Source organism: Pirellulales bacterium (genome assembly GCA_036499395.1).
Lineage (GTDB): Bacteria > Planctomycetota > Planctomycetia > Pirellulales > JACPPG01 > JACPPG01.
Map to the genome: position 1 here is coordinate 13,819 of DASYDW010000086.1, position 16,402 is coordinate 30,220.

General features: G+C 60.0%; 13 protein-coding genes. 7 read left to right on the forward strand and 6 right to left on the reverse strand.

The features are described from left to right. Positions 1-214 precede the first annotated feature (214 nt). The 3 genes from VGN12_16050 to VGN12_16060 are packed head-to-tail and all read left to right on the forward strand — an operon-like array spanning position 215 to position 2,069. On the forward strand, positions 215-1,252 hold the full coding sequence (locus VGN12_16050) for a DUF1559 domain-containing protein (GenBank protein ID HEY4310964.1): 1,038 nt from the start codon (positions 215-217) through the stop codon (positions 1,250-1,252). Further along, a complete protein-coding gene (locus VGN12_16055; GenBank protein HEY4310965.1) occupies positions 1,227-1,514 on the forward strand; it encodes a hypothetical protein in 288 nt (95 codons plus the stop codon). Before VGN12_16050 ends, VGN12_16055 begins: the two co-directional genes overlap by 26 nt. A 39-nt stretch (positions 1,515-1,553) precedes the next feature. Then, positions 1,554-2,069, forward strand: coding sequence for a dockerin type I domain-containing protein (locus tag VGN12_16060; protein ID HEY4310966.1), 516 nt, complete (start codon positions 1,554-1,556; stop codon positions 2,067-2,069). A 222-nt stretch (positions 2,070-2,291) separates the two neighbouring features. On the opposite strand, the gene VGN12_16065 is transcribed toward VGN12_16060, so the two are convergent. The 3 genes from VGN12_16065 to VGN12_16075 form a co-directional block, all read right to left on the reverse strand. After that, positions 2,292-2,708 (reverse strand): HEAT repeat domain-containing protein, encoded by a 417-nt coding sequence (locus tag VGN12_16065; GenBank protein HEY4310967.1) that lies wholly within the window; start codon positions 2,706-2,708, stop codon positions 2,292-2,294. 8 nt (positions 2,709-2,716) lie between these two features. Beyond that, entirely contained in the window at positions 2,717-3,739 is a 1,023-nt protein-coding gene (locus VGN12_16070; protein ID HEY4310968.1) for a DUF1559 domain-containing protein, read from the reverse strand. A 200-nt stretch (positions 3,740-3,939) separates the two neighbouring features. Beyond that, positions 3,940-4,410, reverse strand: a complete 471-nt coding sequence (locus tag VGN12_16075) for a hypothetical protein (protein HEY4310969.1) — start codon at positions 4,408-4,410, stop codon at positions 3,940-3,942. Between the two features lie 302 nt (positions 4,411-4,712). Here VGN12_16075 and VGN12_16080 point away from each other — a divergent pair, with 302 nt between their 5' ends. After that, entirely contained in the window at positions 4,713-6,074 is a 1,362-nt protein-coding gene (locus VGN12_16080) for a DUF1501 domain-containing protein (GenBank protein ID HEY4310970.1), read from the forward strand. A gap of 32 nt (positions 6,075-6,106) precedes the next feature. Here the strand turns inward: VGN12_16080 and VGN12_16085 are convergent, their stop codons facing one another. Together VGN12_16085 and VGN12_16090 are read right to left on the reverse strand one after the other, a co-directional pair. Next, complete coding sequence (locus VGN12_16085; protein ID HEY4310971.1) at positions 6,107-7,816, reverse strand: hypothetical protein; 1,710 nt, start codon at positions 7,814-7,816, stop codon at positions 6,107-6,109. Between the two features lies 1 nt (position 7,817). After that, complete coding sequence (locus VGN12_16090; protein ID HEY4310972.1) at positions 7,818-8,312, reverse strand: sigma-70 family RNA polymerase sigma factor; 495 nt, start codon at positions 8,310-8,312, stop codon at positions 7,818-7,820. Positions 8,313-8,592: 280 nt separating this feature from the next. On the opposite strand from VGN12_16090, the gene VGN12_16095 reads away from it, so the two are divergent. The 3 genes from VGN12_16095 to VGN12_16105 all read left to right on the forward strand — a co-directional run bounded on the left by VGN12_16095 (position 8,593) and on the right by VGN12_16105 (position 13,889). Beyond that, positions 8,593-9,471: a dienelactone hydrolase family protein gene (locus tag VGN12_16095; GenBank protein HEY4310973.1), complete on the forward strand. Its 879-nt coding sequence runs from the start codon at positions 8,593-8,595 to the stop codon at positions 9,469-9,471. A 267-nt stretch (positions 9,472-9,738) separates the two neighbouring features. After that, complete coding sequence (locus VGN12_16100) at positions 9,739-12,051, forward strand: alpha-amylase family protein (protein HEY4310974.1); 2,313 nt, start codon at positions 9,739-9,741, stop codon at positions 12,049-12,051. After that, positions 12,048-13,889, forward strand: a complete 1,842-nt coding sequence (locus tag VGN12_16105) for a dienelactone hydrolase family protein (GenBank protein HEY4310975.1) — start codon at positions 12,048-12,050, stop codon at positions 13,887-13,889. Before VGN12_16100 ends, VGN12_16105 begins: the two co-directional genes overlap by 4 nt. Before the next feature lie 36 nt (positions 13,890-13,925). Here VGN12_16105 and VGN12_16110 read toward each other — a convergent pair whose 3' ends face one another. After that, a complete protein-coding gene (locus VGN12_16110; protein HEY4310976.1) occupies positions 13,926-16,364 on the reverse strand; it encodes a phosphoketolase family protein in 2,439 nt (812 codons plus the stop codon). Positions 16,365-16,402 lie beyond the last annotated feature (38 nt).

Genomic DNA, 16,402 nt, shown 5'->3' on the forward strand with positions numbered 1-16,402 from the left:
TTTCAGCTCAATCTTGGGCACCTCGGGCGACGTCGTTCGGCTGTTGTAGCTAGGCGAGTTTCCTCGGCGGTTGCGTGACGCAACGCTTGTCCGGGGAATTCCGCGGTGCCTGATTCGCGTATTGGCGACCCGATCTCGGGAGCTCATTTTGCCAATCGTGCGTAGCTGACCGGTCCTCCGGAAGCGCGCACAGAAATCGTTGATGGAGTCAACGATGCGACGTTCCTCACTTCGTCAGGGCGCGGGCGCGCCTGTCGGCGCCCCGCACGGTTTTACCTTGGTCGAACTTCTGGTGGTCATTGCGATCATCGGTATTTTGATCGCCATCTTGCTGCCGGCCGTGCAAGCGGCGCGCGAAAGCGCCCGGCGCACGCAGTGCATCAACAACTTTAAGCAACTGGGACTGGCTGCGCTGTCGTTTCACGATGCGAACATGGTTTTCCCGATAGGTCGGCAACAGCCTAATACCTATAGCCAGCACGTGATGTTGTTGCCATTTCTCGAGCAGAGTGCGGTTTTCGCCCAGATCAATCTCTCAGCCGGCACGGGCACCAACAACGTCAAATACATCAATATCCCGGGCTTCCGCTGCCCGACGGATTCTGAAGATCGGATGAGCGATCCGTCGCTATCCGCGGACCAATTCGATGCGGTCCTTGGCGCTTGGGGACGCAACAACTATCGCGCCAACGCCGGCAACGACGTGGGCACGACCGTCAACGACGGTGACGTGACCGCCAAAGAGACGAACAACGGTATTTTTCTGACCAAGACCAGCGTGCGCATCGGCCAGGTTACGGACGGCACGTCGAACACTGCGCTGTTCAGCGAGAAAGTCCTCGGTGACGGCGATGACACCACGGTCGAGGTGTTCAGCGACTTCCTGCAGATTGCCAACAACGGCAATACCGCAACGGCGACACAGGTCTACACGAAGTGCATGGCCCTGAATACCAGTGCGCAGGTGGGCGCGAGCAACCAGACATCCTACGCAGGCCGTGATTGGATCAACGGCAACTACATGACCACGCGCTACAACCACGTCATGGCGCCCAACACCTGGAGCTGCCCCCGCGGCAACAGTCCCAATACCAACGGTGGCGCCACCACTGCCTGCAGCCGACACAACGGGGGCGTGGGCCTGGGGCTGGTCGACGGCAGCGCGCGGTTTGTCGCCAACGCGATCGACATCAATGTGTGGCGCGCGCTCGGTTCGAAGGATTCCGGTGAAGTGCTACCGCAGAACTTCTAACGGCGCACTGAGTGGCGCCGGCACCTATTCGGGTGGAACCACCGTCACCGGAGGTACGCTGAACGTTTCCAATACCACCGGTTCCGCGACCGGCATCGGCGCCGTGGTGCTGACCTCGGCAACCCTGGCCGGCTCGGGCACGATCAGCGGACCGGTGAGCCTGCTGGGAAGCACGCTCGCGCCGAGTGCTGGTGCATTGACCGCTGCCACGCTGACCCTGGGCGACACGTCGCTCGACGCGGCTTCCAAGATCCAATACTAGCTTGGTGCGCATGGTACATCGGGGGCGAATGATTTAACCGTGGTCAACGGTAACCTGACCTTGGCCGGCTCGCTGAGTGTCTCAGCACTTACTGGCTTCGGTGCGGGCATCTACGAATTGTTCTCGTACACCGGTTCGCTTATCGATAGCGGCCTGTCGCTCGGCACATTACCGACCGGCTTCTCATACAAGCTCGACGAAACCTCGACCCCGGGCCAAATCCTGCTCGATGTTACCTCGCTCGCGTCTCTTACTGGTGACGTTAACGGCGACGGCATCGTCAACGGACAAGACTTGGCGCTGGTTTCGTCGAATTGGCTACACGCCGGATCGGGTGTCACCGGGGACGTCAATCATGACGGCATCGTCAACGGACAAGACCTGGCGCTCGTATCGTCGAATTGGCTACACACGAGCGGCGCAGGAGCACCGGTCACCACCAGTGGCGTGCCCGAACCCGGCAGCTTCGCGTTGCTGGCTCTCGGCCTGGCCAGCGCAGCGGTGCGACGCCGCACGACGCGCCGCGGTAGCGTCAATGAAGAGCCGAAATCGTGACCGTTCCGGAAACGAATCACGGGTGCCGCCACCCTCGCGGCATCCAGCAAGCGATGATGATCGCTCGCACGATGTAAGCGATAGTTTCGTCCTTGTTGGACGTCTTGGGCTGCATTTAGCGAAATTGCGCAAGCGACTGCAGCCCGACTACGATTGCTCGCTCGGGCACATCCACTGGGGGCCGCCTGCCGTTCGGGGCAGGCGGCCCTTTTTCGTTTGAAGTTACTTCCTGCGCCGCTTCACGGGCTGGGGCTTCGGAGTTAACGTCGGATCGATGCGCGTCAGAGCGACGCCCGCCGCGCGGATCACTCGCACGTCACGATCCTTTTCCGCCTCGCGCAGCGCGGGAATGGCATCTTTGGCGGCGGCGCCAAAGTTCCCCAGTCCTATAGCGGCGCTTAAACGGATATCGCCTCCGTCGTCCTTCAGGCAGGCGATCATCGCCGGCACAACTTTTTCCGCATCCGCTTTATGATCCGGCAGCAATCGCACCGCGATGATGCGATCTCGCTCGTGGGTCGAGTTAAGATCAGCCAGTAGTTCGTCAGTCGTTTTTGCTTTGCTGCAGGCAGAGCAAGCGATCAGTCCTAGCAGCAGAACCCATTTTGTACGTCCCTGCAGTTGGTGAGTTTCTTGCATGGCGGCACTCATGGAGTGGTCGTCGGCTCACCGCCGGCGATCGTACACAGGTACTGATAGGTCATCGGATCAATGCCCGAGGTCAGGAACCGCACCGAGCCATCGCCGAAGAGGAAATTCGCTCCCTTGCCGGCATGCATGCTATAGAACACGTCAGGATCGAAAATCGGAAAATCGGCGCTCGGCACATGCGTGGCATTGCCGTGGGCCAGGACCAGAGCCTCGTTGTAGTCGGTGTTGTCATAGGCGGGGCCCGGCGGCGCCGAATTCGGCGTTTGGCCCGCCATCCAGGCCGGACACAATCCGCCCGTGACCGCGCCGGTCCAGGTGCTGGGAGAATGATCGCTCGAACGTTCACCGACGATGATCGTGCCGCTCAGGCCGTCCGTAACGTTGGCAATCGTGTACCGGCTATTGCGAAAGAACAGGCCGTTTCCCTGCGGGCCTGCGCCGCCGATCAGCCCATCCGCGCCACTGCCCGATCCGGTTCCAGCGCCTCCGGAATTCCAAAAGCATTCTTCCCAGCCGTTGCAGCCGACGTAATTTCCGTGCGCCACCGTGGCGATCGGCGCAGTCATCGTGTTGTCATAGATCGCGAACGGATCCTGCAGCGGATCCGTCGGACATTGGTAAAACGGCAGCGACATTTGCGAAACGGCGACGTTCGGCCCCAGCCCGACGCCTTGCGAGAAGTCGATCTGGCTCGACGTATTGCCCTGTTCAAGGTAGGGAAGCAAGAACGCGGCCCATCCCCAGCCAGGCCCCAGATCCAAGTCCGGGGTGTTGACCGGCGGCGTGTTGCGATCGATATAGCCTGGCGGAAAGAACCGCTGACTGTCGTGATAGTTCTGCAGAGCCAAACCGATCTGCTTGAGATTGTTCGTGCACTGCGTGCGCCGGGCAGTTTCGCGAGCGGCTTGTACGGCGGGCAGTAAAAGCCCGACCAGCAAGCCAATGATCGCGATCACGACCAGCAATTCGACGAGCGTAAATCCGCTCGGCGTCAGCTTCTTGTTGATTCTATGAATCACGGATTTATCCCTTAAATGAATTCAGGACCAGCGTTCGCGTCCAACTTTCTTGCAGGTTCGCAGTCGCTGGTCGCGCGGTATCGCGCTCGGGCCTGGCCAGAGTCACGAACATCCGCGCATTCGAAAAACCGCCGATCAATTCGCGTAAGCGCGCAACAGTTGCAGCGCAGCAAATTACGGACGGCTGGAAAAGACGCAGCTCAGATCGAGTGAGCGGCGCGAGGAGGGGCGCGGGCCTGAGTGGCAACTACGACAATCGGTTGCGCCTCGGGCGCGGCAGCCGTGGGAAGCGGTGAGACCGGTTCCGATGTCTCGGACAGCGCGAACGGCGTTACTGCCAGAATCGGTCGGCCGAGGAATTGGCAGATATTGCAATCGTCGTCGTGAGCAAGCGGTGAATGGCCTGCATCGTGGGAGTCGTGGCCGTCGGCGGCCCAGTCGACAGCATCACTGTCGACAGCAACACTGTCGATAGCGATGCCCTGGTCGTGATCACAATGATGATCGCCGTCGTGATTGTGTGCGCCGCAATGGTCGGCGACCGCGGTCTCGTGCGAGCCGTCGGCCAGCGGATGCACATGGACGTGCGACAGACTGCTGAGCGCAATAGCCAGCAAATAGGCCGCTGCGGCGAACAGGCTCGTCGCGCTTCGGAATTGCTGGCGTCGCATGAGAATATCCCGGTGAATCGCACGCCAAGAGCGTGCAGCACGAAACCGGATGTAAAGGTTGGGCAATATTATTCGCCGTTCAACCCCGTAATCCTAATTGCATCCGGCGCCTCACGTCAAGCTCGAAGCCACCTTGTTGGAAAGACTTTATGCCGATATTCGCCGGCAAAAAATCTTGCCTGCGCAAGCCGGTGACTGTTATTCTGACGGTCGCAATTAACTCCTCGGGCACGAGTTGTCCGCCGAGTCACTCCGCCCGCCACCCCCCCGCCAATTTCTGCCCAGAAGCGGAAGCGTGCGTCATGCTGAACCTGCCAGGACCGCACGGCGACAAGCAGCATCCCAATCGCCTCTCGCGGCGAAACTTCTTGCAGATCGGCTCCCTGGGGGCGGCTGGGCTGACGTTGCCGCAACTCTTCGCCGCCGAAGCCCAGGCCGGTGCGAGCAAACGGCATAAGTCGCTGATCTTGATTTACCTCGTCGGGGGGCCGCCGCATCTGGACATGTTCGATTTGAAGCCCGACGCCCCGCGCGAAGTGGCCGGACCTTTCCGGCCGATCAAGTCCAACGTGCCAGGCATTGACATCTGTGAGCACATGCCGCAACTTGCTCAGCGCATGGACCGCATGGCGATCGTACGTTCGATTGCGGACTCCCAGGCGGATCACGATGCGTTTCAATGCTTTACGGGGCGCGACCTGCGCGCCGGTGCTGCGAGTGGTGCCTGGCCAACTGTCGGCGCAACCGTGGCTCGGCTGCAAGGTGCCGTGACGACCGACGTGCCCCCGTACGTCAGCCTTTGCTATCCGTGTACGCATCCGCCTTACAACGAACCAGGGCCGGGCTTTTTGGGCGTGGCGCACACGCCGTTTCGTCCTCTTGGAGATGGCCGCGACGACCTCGTCTTGCGTGGCATAACCCAAGACAGGCTGCACGATCGGCACCGGTTGCTGTCGAGCGTCGACCGGTTTCGTCGCGAGACGGATGCGCGTGGCATGATGTCGGGACTCGATGCTTTTACCTCGCAAGCGATGGGCGTGCTGACATCGTCCAGACTGGCCGAGGCGCTCGACCTGTCACGCGAAGAACCACAGACGGTCGAGCGCTACGGCACCGGCGATCCGAAAATATTCATCGATGACAACGGCGCGCCGCGCGTGCCGCAAAGTTTTCTCGCCGCGCGCCGCCTGGTCGAGGCCGGGGCGCGGGTCGTGACCGTGAATTACAGCAAATGGGACTGGCACGGCCATCCTTATGGATCGTGCTTCGACCGCTGCCGCGAAGATTTAGTCGTCTTCGATCGTGCCTTCTCGGCGCTATTGGATGACCTGCGTGACCGCGGATTGGAAAACGATGTCACCGTGGCCGTGTGGGGCGACTTCGGCCGTACCCCCACGATCAATGCGAACGTAGGACGCGATCATTGGCCGCGCGTCGCCTTTGGATTACTGGCCGGCGGCGGACTGCGCATGGGTCAGGTGATCGGCGCCACGGACCGTTTGGGCGGCGAGCCGATCGAGCGTCCGGTGAAATTCGCCGAACTATTCGCCACGCTCTATCACACGCTGGGCATCGACGCCACACAGGTCACCGTGCCCGACCTGTCAGGCCGGCCGCAATACTTGGTCGCCGGCGATGCGCAACCACTGCGCGAATTGATGTAGCGGCAAGTCGTTCCGCGCGCGTGATTCACACCTCAGCGGTCGCGCACCGGCTCGATCGATCGCGTAAACGCCTCGGCTGGTACCGGTCGATCGAAGTCCCAATACATCCGCAGCTCCTCAGCTTGTTCGCCAGCAAGTACTTTCCCGTCGTCATCACATCGGCGCACGATCGTCGGATACCAGACGCCCGAGCTGTGCTGCCGGAACCCGTCCATTTCGCAACAGACCTTTGATTCTCTCTTCGGTGGACGGCGATCGTTCTCGGTGCGAAAGTATCTCAGGCAAGCATGCCCACGCGCGGGATCGAGCCACATTTCTGAATAACACGGCTCGTAGCTTCCTGATCCGGTAAAGACATCCGTCATATGCGATCGGATGCGAACTGATCCAGCAGGGCCGTCGTCCGGTCGCTTCGTGAACTCGGCGCGATCGACTTCGCACAAATAACTAACTTCGGGAAACAAATAATTATGCGGCATCTCCCAGATGAACGGGCGGAATAGATCGCAATCCCCGTCACGATCGGAGCCCGTATGCCGCACGACGTTCCATACCTGCTGCGGAGCCTTATCACTGTCGGCTCGCTGCCAGACGGTCTCACCGTCGAATACTTCTGTCGGCACAAAGGTCAAGTTTCGATCAAGATTGGCGATCCAAGTCGCTTCATTTGCGATGGACATGGGAAGAGCCAAATCTGCAATATGCGAAGCGGGCGGCGTAGCCAGGGCACGTTCGCATCGAAACCGACGCCCCGCGCGCCACACGCGCGCGACTTCCGTGGCCTCGCCCGCGGTAAGGTGCACAATGTACCCGACGTAATCGCCGAGCCGGTTTGCAGCCGCACGTAATTGCAGCCGAATCTTTGCAACTTCCATTGGTGGCCGGCAATCGAGCACCCCCGCATCTGCAGGCGCACCAAATTCATAAACGTCGTTCGGCCCCTTTGTAGGATATTCGAATAACCAAGGCGCCGATTCAGGTTGAATTAAGCTCGCAGGCAAATGCGTTTTAGCGTCGACTCGCACCGTAAAGCTAAATCGAGACGTCGTAAATATGAAGTCAATCCATTCATGACCATCAACGACGGCTTTCACCTCGCGACGCGATAGTGCCAGCTCTTGTGAATTGACGAAGCTGCCTTCCTTGGGTATCCCATCTGTTAGCTGAAAAAACATCTGCAACCCGCCGACTACCTCCAGCAATAAACCTTCGGAATCTACCGGCGCGCGCCTGATCAGATTCTGGTCCACGTCATAAATCTCGTAGAGGCGTGTCTGCAAATTGGCGAAATGCAGCCAGCGTTCGCGACGAAAGCATAATTTCTGCCGATCCTGATTGGACCAGGCCTCGAACCTCCCCGGATCTTGTCTGTCCTCAACGCAACGAACCCATGGTCGCGATTTGACGGCCTCGACGACCTGGGCCCAACTCGTCTGCGGCTCGGTCGCGCGCCACGCTGTCGGCACAATCGCCGCGACGAGAATTGTCGCGGCCGAAAGCACGGCGACGCGAATCAAACTCCGCGACCGGCGTCGATTGAGAACGAACGCATTCTTGGATTTCCGTATCGTTTCGTGTTCGGCCGGCTCTGCCAGTGTTTCACGCAACGCTAGCTCCTGGGCCGATGCTAAACTCCGCGTTAGCGAGTCCTGCTGGATTGGCCTTTCGCGCAATGTCTTAACGGCCATTCGCAACGCATCGGACAAGTTGCCCTCGTCGACGGCTAATGGCTTGTCTCCCATATCAGTCCCCCTTGCACGTTCGTTCCAACGCAACCGCCAGCTTCGTCCGCGCTTTATTCAGTGCCGTCGAAACGGCGCTGCCGCTGATGCCTAGCTGGGCCGCAATTTGTTCGTAGGAGAAATCTTCGAAGAACCGCAGGCAGAACACCTCGGCCTCGCGTGTCGGCAGGTCTGCCAGAACTTGCGCGAGGCGTGCCGCCAATTCGCGCTCGATGGCATTGGCCACGGGATCGTCGGTTGCCGGCACGGTCAGCAATTCGTCCGTCGCGGCAAAGCTCCGGCGCCGCCGCAATTGATCGAGCGCCCGGCGCGTGGCCATGGAGCGCAAAATACCAATCCATTCAGCAGTCGGCCGCGTACACCACAAGCGGTGCGCCTCGAGAAAGACGTTTTGCACGACGTCCTCGGTATCCGCCTCGTGGCCGAGAATCCGCCATGCCGCGCTATACACGCCCGGCCCCTCTCGGCGAACTAGTTCGTTCCAATCCGTGGACAAGAGTGCTTCCTGACACGTTGGCCTGGCGGCGCCAATCATCTGGCGATCAGCGCGTACATTAAGAAATCGAGAGCGCCATGCAATTTGTCACCTCAGAAAATAAAATTCCCCACACTTTGGGCGAGTGCCAGCAACCTGTCCCAATCGTAGCGAACCACGATTCAACCGGGTATGTTGAGCGGCATCATACGGCCGATCGCGATAACGCATCGTTGATAGGCCGTTTCTAGCTAATCAACCATTGGCAATGAACACGCCTTTTGAGGAGCATCGCAAGATTATGTCCACGCCAGCCATTCGCGAAGAAATGTTGAGCCTGTTGGGCAAAGCCGATTTCAACCGCCGCACGTTTGTCGTGACCTCGCTTGCCGCGGGGTTTGCCTTGGCCGTGCGTCCCGTATCCGCCGAGACGATCACGACCGATGACAAGGGACTGGTCGCGGGCGAAGTGAAGATTCCCGTCACGGACGGTGAGATGCCCGCCTATCGAGCGATGCCGGCCTCGGGCGGTCCTTTTCCCGTCGTGATCGTCGTGCAAGAAATTTTCGGCGTACATGAGCACATTAAGGATATCTGCCGCCGCTTCGCCAAGCTGGGCTATCTGGCCATCGCGCCGGAATTATACGCCCGGCAAGGCGATGTCTCGAACATGGAAAACATCGCAGAGATCATCGCCAAGGTCGTCTCGAAAGTTCCCGACGCGCAGGTCATGTCCGACATTGATGCGTCGGTCGCCTGGGCCAAGAAGTCAGGCAAGGGAAATACCGCGAAGCTCGGCATCACCGGCTTCTGCTGGGGCGGCCGCATCACGTGGCTCTATTCGGCCCACAATCCCGATGTGAAAGCAGGCGTCGCCTGGTACGGCCGACTGATCACCAACACCGACGAGTTGCATCCCAAGAACCCGATCGACCTGGTCGACGCGCTCAAGGCGCCGGTACTGGGTTTGTACGGCGGCGCGGACCAGGGCATCCCGGTCGAAAGCGTCGAGAAGATGCAGAAGGCGCTCAAGGACGCCGGCAAGCCCAGCGAGATCGTCCTCTACCCGGACACGCCGCACGGATTCTATGCCGACTATCGCCCAACCTATCGTCAAGACAAGGCGGACGACGGTTGGAAGCGTCTGCTCGAATGGTTCAAGAAAAACGGCGTGGCTTGAGGCGACCCCAGATTCTCTACCGCGACGGTTCCGAGGACGTTAATCCGCAGATTGCGCAGATGCATGCAGATTTAAAGAAGGCTGGCGTGAGAGCCACGCAGTTGGTTCTCACGCCGTGCCGCTCATCTGTGTAATCTGCCGATACTCTTTTCCCATGTCGCGATTTCCCGCACCCCCGCGTGCGACAAACGCTTGCTCAGGGCCAATTCAGCGCGCATGATCGGAGGCGATTGTCTTGCCTATCAATCGCCCTGACGGATTCTTCTCATGCGCCAACTTCCTCCCGCCGCACTCTGCGGTCAGCGTTCCTCGTTGATCCTATTGTTTGCGTTCGCCATAGGCCCTGGCCTTATAGTGTCAGCCGGTGAGCCAATCGCGAATCCCGACACGGCCGGCTTGCCACCGCGATCGGTAGCCACGGCAAAACCTCTGCGGCCGATTCCCGAATGGGTCGAAACGCACAAGCGCGTCGGCCATTTGCCAGGCGATTTGCGAATGGCCGACGAGTTCGTAAAAGCCGGCTACAACGTCGTCACGCTAAACGTGCTAGGACGCTGGGACATCGTCGGCCCCACGGCCGATCTCTATCCGGCTGAACGGGTCAAAGAGGCCGAGCAATACATGCGCACGCACGTCGAGCGTTGTCACGCCGCCGGCGCGAAAGCGGTGTTCTACATGGGACCGGTGCAGGTTCCGTCAGGCAATGACATCTTCGCCAAGGCACATCCCGATTGGCTGCGCTTCAAAGCTGATGGACAGCCTGACGCAGTTCCGAACTTTGTCAATATTCGCAGCGGCTATGCCGACTGGCTGCTCAAGCAACTCGAATATGTCACGCGCGAGTTCCACGTCGATGGATATTGGTTCGACGGCTACGCCCCGGTTCACCTGCATACTTACGACGAGGCCACGAAGAAAGCATTTCGCGATTTCTCGAGCGGAAAAGAGATTCCTACCCGTTTCGATCCGGTCCATGATCCGGTCGCCAAGCAGTATCTCGACTGGCACAACGCCTACTTTGTTGATTTCGCCGACCGCATGCGCGAGGCGATTCGTGCAGCGAACCTCGACTCGATCATCTATGTGAACCATTCGGCGAATCGCACGTGGTACTTTCCCGACATGTACATGGGAGAGTACCCGATCGATTACACAAGCGCCGTCGATATTTCCTCGGTCGAGTTGTACTGGGATGTGCCGGGCGATCCGCTGTATCAGCAATTCGTCTACGCGTTCATGCAAGGAATCACTCACGAGCGCGGCGCCGCATGCTGGATTCAACCCTCGGCCCATGGCATCTCGGGCATTTCCTCGCGCGTCGAGATTCAACTACGCGGCCTGGAAGGAACGCCCTGGGGCGTGTATCCCGAATTCGTCGAATCCACGGGGCGCGAAGAATACTACAAGCTGCATCTGGAGAATATGAAAGCCCGCGACGAGTGGTTTACGCACTCGCGCGCAATACCGTGGCTGGGCATCGTCGCCTCGGAGCAAACGCGCACGCTGTACGCGCAAGGAGCACTGCCCGTTTACTTTTCACACACGTTGGGCGCGTTCCGCTCGTTCATGGAAAAGCACATTCCCACCCGCGTGCTGACCGAGCACGATCTGGAGGATGCGGACCTGCAGGGCATTCGCGTACTGGTGCTGCCGAACGTCGCCTGCATGTCGCCGCGTGCCGCCGAAGTCGTGCGCCGCTTCGTCGCCGCCGGCGGCGGATTGATCGCCACGTTCGAAACCTCGCTGTACGACGAGAACTATCAAAAGCGATCCGATTTCGCTCTGGCCGATCTATTTCGCGCGCAATATCAATCGACAGATACCGTTAGCCAGCGGACCGAGAACTTGTATCTGTCGCTCGCAGCGGATCATCCGATCGTGAACGATCCGCTCATCAAATCGAAGCAGAACACAGCCTGGCTGAATCCCGGCCATCCGCCCGAGCAAGGGACGCTGGCCCTGATCGCGAGCGCCGCCGACGTGAAACCGACGGACGGCGGTCAGGTTCTGGCCACGTATCGCGTGAACCTTCCGGCGGAGCGTGCCAAGGAGCCTCATCCGGCGATCATCACCTCGGAGTTTGGCCGCGGCCGGGTCGTTTATTTCCCCGCCTCGATCGACAAGGGAATGTTCTTCTATCCGGACGCATACATGCGGCAAATGCTGGCCGCGGCGGCACGCTGGGTGGCACGCGATGACCGCCCGCCAATCGAGGTCGATGGTCCGCTGATCCTCACTGCGACCTATCGTCAGCAGGCGGACAAGAAACGCACAATCGTCCATCTGCTCAACCAGGGAAGTAGTTGGGGCATGCACTCGATCTATCAAAAGCTCGCGCCGCTCCCCGAAGAACTGAACAAGCAATGGGGCTTTCCGAATCAGTCCGAACTGCGCGGTACCTGGCCGGTGCGCGAGGAGGTGATTCCACTCTCAGGCATCCGCGTCCGCTGCCGCCAGCCCGGTATGACGCGGGCCACGCTCGAGCCGGGTTCGATCGATTTACCAATCGCCAAGACCGACGACGGTCTGGAAGTGATTGTCAACGACCTCGGCATGCACGCCATGGTGGTGTTCGAATGATTCGCCACGCGCTCTTGGTCGCGGTCATTGCGGTCGGATCGACGTGCGGTGCTGACGATTCGGCGACGACCAAATTCAACTCGATCGACGAACTGTGGGCCGGCTTCGACCCGGGCGAGTTGCCCTTTGAAGTCGAAACGATCAAGTCCTGGGACGAAGAGGGCATTCGCCTCGAGACCATCTATTTCACGGGCGAAGTATTCGACGGCGAAAAAGTGCGAGTCTTCGGCTATCTCGGCCATCCGCAAAAGGTCGATGGTCAAGTGCCGGGCATCTTGCATATTCACGGCGGTGGTCAGACGGCGAATCTCGATTGGGCCCGGTTCTGGGCTCGCCGCGGCTACACCTGCCTAAGCTTCGACTTTTGCGGTGACACGAACCTGCCCAACCTTGGTCCGCAGTACCGCCGCGAGCATTTCACGCGCTGGGGCAAGGTGCAGGCCAACATGATGCAGGTCTCGGGCGGACGATCGATGTCGCCGACGCCCCGACACAATCCCTGGTATCACTGGGCACTCGTCGCGCGGCGTGGGTTGTCGCTGCTCGAAGCACAGCCAGAAGTTGATCGCGAGCGGCTCGGCATCTTCGGCATTTCCATGGGGGGCACGCTGACCTGGATCGTGGCCGGCGTCGACTCGCGGGTAAAGGTCGCGGTACCGATCTATGGCAATGGCTGGGAATCGTACACGAATTACCCGCCCGAGCCCGAGCCGCAGGTCACGGAAGATAACCGCCTGTGGCGACTGCTGATCGCGCCCGAAACACACGCGCCGCGCATCAAATGTCCGCTACTGTTCATGAGCGCGACGGATGATTTTCATGGCAAGATGGACCTGGGCTATCGCTCGCTCGATCTGCTGGCCTCGCCCATCCGCCGACAGGTTTTCACGCCGAACTACGATCACCACATCGAGCCGGCCGAAGCGCGCTCGCTGCCATTGTGGATGGACGTTCATTTGCGTGGCAAACTGCCCGTTTGGCCCAGTTCACCGGCGATTGAATTCGCCGACGCCGTCGACGGAGTTCCACAACTTCGCGTCACACAGCCAGGCACAGCGCGAATCGTTCAAGCCGACATCTTTTACTCGTTGTCGAACAACTGGCCCATGTCGCGGTTCTGGCGAACGGCCGCGCCGGTGCGTCGCGACGGCGAGGCCTTTGTTGCGGCCGCCCCTTTTGTCGCGGCGGATGATGTCCTGTACGCGTTTGCCAACGTCACGTACGAATCAGGCATCCGGCAAAGCGCGCGATCGATCGCGCGTCCGGTCGCCGATCTTGTCGGCATGCGACCGACGCTGACGCGATCAACGATGATCGACGATATGGAAACGTCGACCGATTGGAATTGGGTGCCGGCTTACACCGATCCCAACCAAGGGGATACGGCGTTCTTCGAGCCGTGGCGCGGCACGGGCGACGAACGCGGCTTCACACTCGACCGCACAATGTTTCCGCACAACCGGCCGATGTCGTTCTACTTCGGCACGCGTAAAATCGGCGACCCGCAGTTTCGCGTTCAGCGAGTGACGGCGATCTCGATCGATTGCCTGACCGAGGCGCTGCCCGAAAAGCTGACCGTCCGGTTAAAGCATCGGTTGCCCGGCGAATATTCACAGGAATATAGCGCCGAGATTTTGCCCGGCCTCGCTGACGAAGCCAAAGGCCCGGAACCTCAGCCGGCCGATTCACGCTGGCGCACAATTCGCATGACGCGCGAGCAATTCAAAAACCCGCAAGAAATCGCGCTGCCGGATTGGGAGCATGTCGAGTACTTCATCCTACAAGGCCAGAATCCGGCCAACCACCCGCCAGTCTTCAAGCGGCTGCGTTGGGAATAGTTTACGTCGGACCAGCACCTCAGCACGCAATAAGGACTACGCCCACCGCCAGTTGCGGATTTCTGGCATGTCTTCGCCGTACGTGCGGATGTAGTGCTTGTGGTCGATCAGTTTGTCGCGGCAGAATTGCTTGACGTAGGCGCCCTTGTCGCCCAGTCGCGGCAGGCGATCGATCGCATCCATCACCAGGTGAAAGCGGTCCAGCTCATTCAGCACCGTCATGTCAAATGGCGTGGTAATGGTGCCTTCTTCCTTGTAGCCACGAACGTGCATGTTGTCGTGGTTCGTGCGGCGGTATGTTAGCCGGTGAATCAACCACGGATAACCGTGATAGGCAAAGATCACCGGCTTGTCGCGCGTGAAAAAGGAATCGAAGTCCTTGTCGCACAGCCCATGCGGATGCTCGCTCGACGGTTGCAGCTTCATCAGGTCGACGACGTTGACCATGCGAATCTTCAATTCCGGCACGTGCTCGCGCAGCAGCTTGATTGCCGCGAGAGTCTCCAAGGTCGGCACGTCGCCGGCCGCGGCCATGACCAGGTCCGGATCGCCGCCAGCGTCGTTACTGGCAAAATCCCAGATGCTGACGCCGCCCGTACAATGCTTCACCGCCTGATCCATCGTCAGCCATTGCGGCGCGGGATGCTTGCCGGCCACGACGATGTTCACGTATTGCCGGCTTTTCAAGCAGTGATCCGCCACCGAGAGCAGGCAATTCGCGTCCGGCGGCAAATAGACGCGCACCACTTCGGCCTTCTTGTTCATCGCCACGTCGATGAAGCCGGGATCCTGGTGCGTGAAGCCGTTATGGTCTTGCCGCCAGACGTGCGAGGCCAGCAGGATATTCAGCGACGCGATCGGCCGCCGCCAGGGAATGTGATTTGTGACGTTCAGCCACTTCGCGTGTTGGTTGAACATCGAGTCGATGATGTGGATGAACGCCTCGTACGAGTTGAAGATGCCGTGCCGGCCCGTAAGTAGATAACCTTCGAGCCATCCTTCGCATTGATGCTCGCTGAGGATTTCCACCACGCGGCCATCGCGGGCCAAATGGTCGTCACCGGGGATCGTCTCGGCGTCCCATTGCCGCTGGGTGACTTGAAACACGTCCCCCAGCCGGTTCGACATCGTTTCGTCGGGCCCGAAAATGCGGAAGTTCCGCATGCTGGCATTCTGTTTGATTACATCACGCAGAAAACCGCCCAGCACGTGCGTATCTTCGGCGTCAACGGCGCCGGGCGCCGTTACCTTGACGCCGTAGGTTTCGAAGTCAGGGAGGGTCAGATCTTTCAACAGCAGTCCGCCGTTGGCGTGCGGATTGGAACCCATGCGGCGCTCGCCCTGCGGCGCAAGGTCCGCCGCTTCGGCGACCAACCGCCCCGCGTCATCGAACAATTCCTTGGGCCGATAGCTGCGCATCCACTCTTCGAGTTGTCGCAGGTGCTGTGGGTTGTTCCGCGGATTGGAAAGCGGGACCTGGTGCGCGCGGAAGGTTCCCTCGACAGGCAGACCGTCAACCACTTTCGGCCCAGTCCATCCCTTGGGCGTTTCGAGCACTATCATCGGCCAGCGGGGGCGCGTCGCATCTGAGTTGGTTCGCGCCGCATGCTGAATCGCGGCGATGTCATCGAAGATCTTGTCGAGCGTCACGGCCATTAGCTCGTGCATCTTGGTCGGGTCGGCGCCGGCCACGAAGTAAGGCTCGTAACCGTAGCCCCGCATGAGCTGTTCGAGCTCTTCGCGGCCGATGCGCGCGAGCACGGTCGGATTCGAAATCTTGTAGCCGTTCAGGTGCAGAATCGGCAGCACAACGCCGTCGCTGATTGGGTTCAAGAATTTGTTGCCGTGCCAGCCCGTGGCCAGCGGGCCGGTTTCGGCCTCGCCGTCGCCGATGACGCAGGCCACGACCAGGTTCGGATTATCGAACACCGCTCCAAAGGCATGGCTCAGGCTGTAGCCCAACTCGCCCCCTTCGTGGATCGACCCCGGTGTCTCGGGCGCAACGTGGCTGGGAATTCCGCCGGGGAAGGAGAACTGCTTGAATAACTTTTGCATTCCCTCTTCGTCACGGGTGATGTGTGAATACAGCTCGCTATAGGTCCCTTCGAGATAGGTATTGGCCACCAGCGCCGGCCCACCATGCCCAGGGCCGGAAATGTAAAGCATGTCCAGATCGCGATCCTTGATAATCCGGTTCAGATGGACGTAGACAAAGTTCTGTCCCGGCGTCGTTCCCCAGTGCCCGAGCAATCGCGGCTTCACGTGCTCGGGCTTGAGCGGCTCTTTGAGCAGCGGATTCTGATAGAGATAAATCTGCCCGACCGACAGATAATTCGCCGCCCGCCAATACATGTCGATGCGCCGCAGCAAATCGGGCGTCAGCGAACGAGCGGCGGAAGTGCCGCTCGCAGGTGCGACGGGCTTCTTCGCGCTAGCAAGGCTCGGCGGTGTCTGTTCGATCGAGGGGGAGGACATAGTTGGTAGTTCCTTTACCGAAAAGTGATGCGAGATCC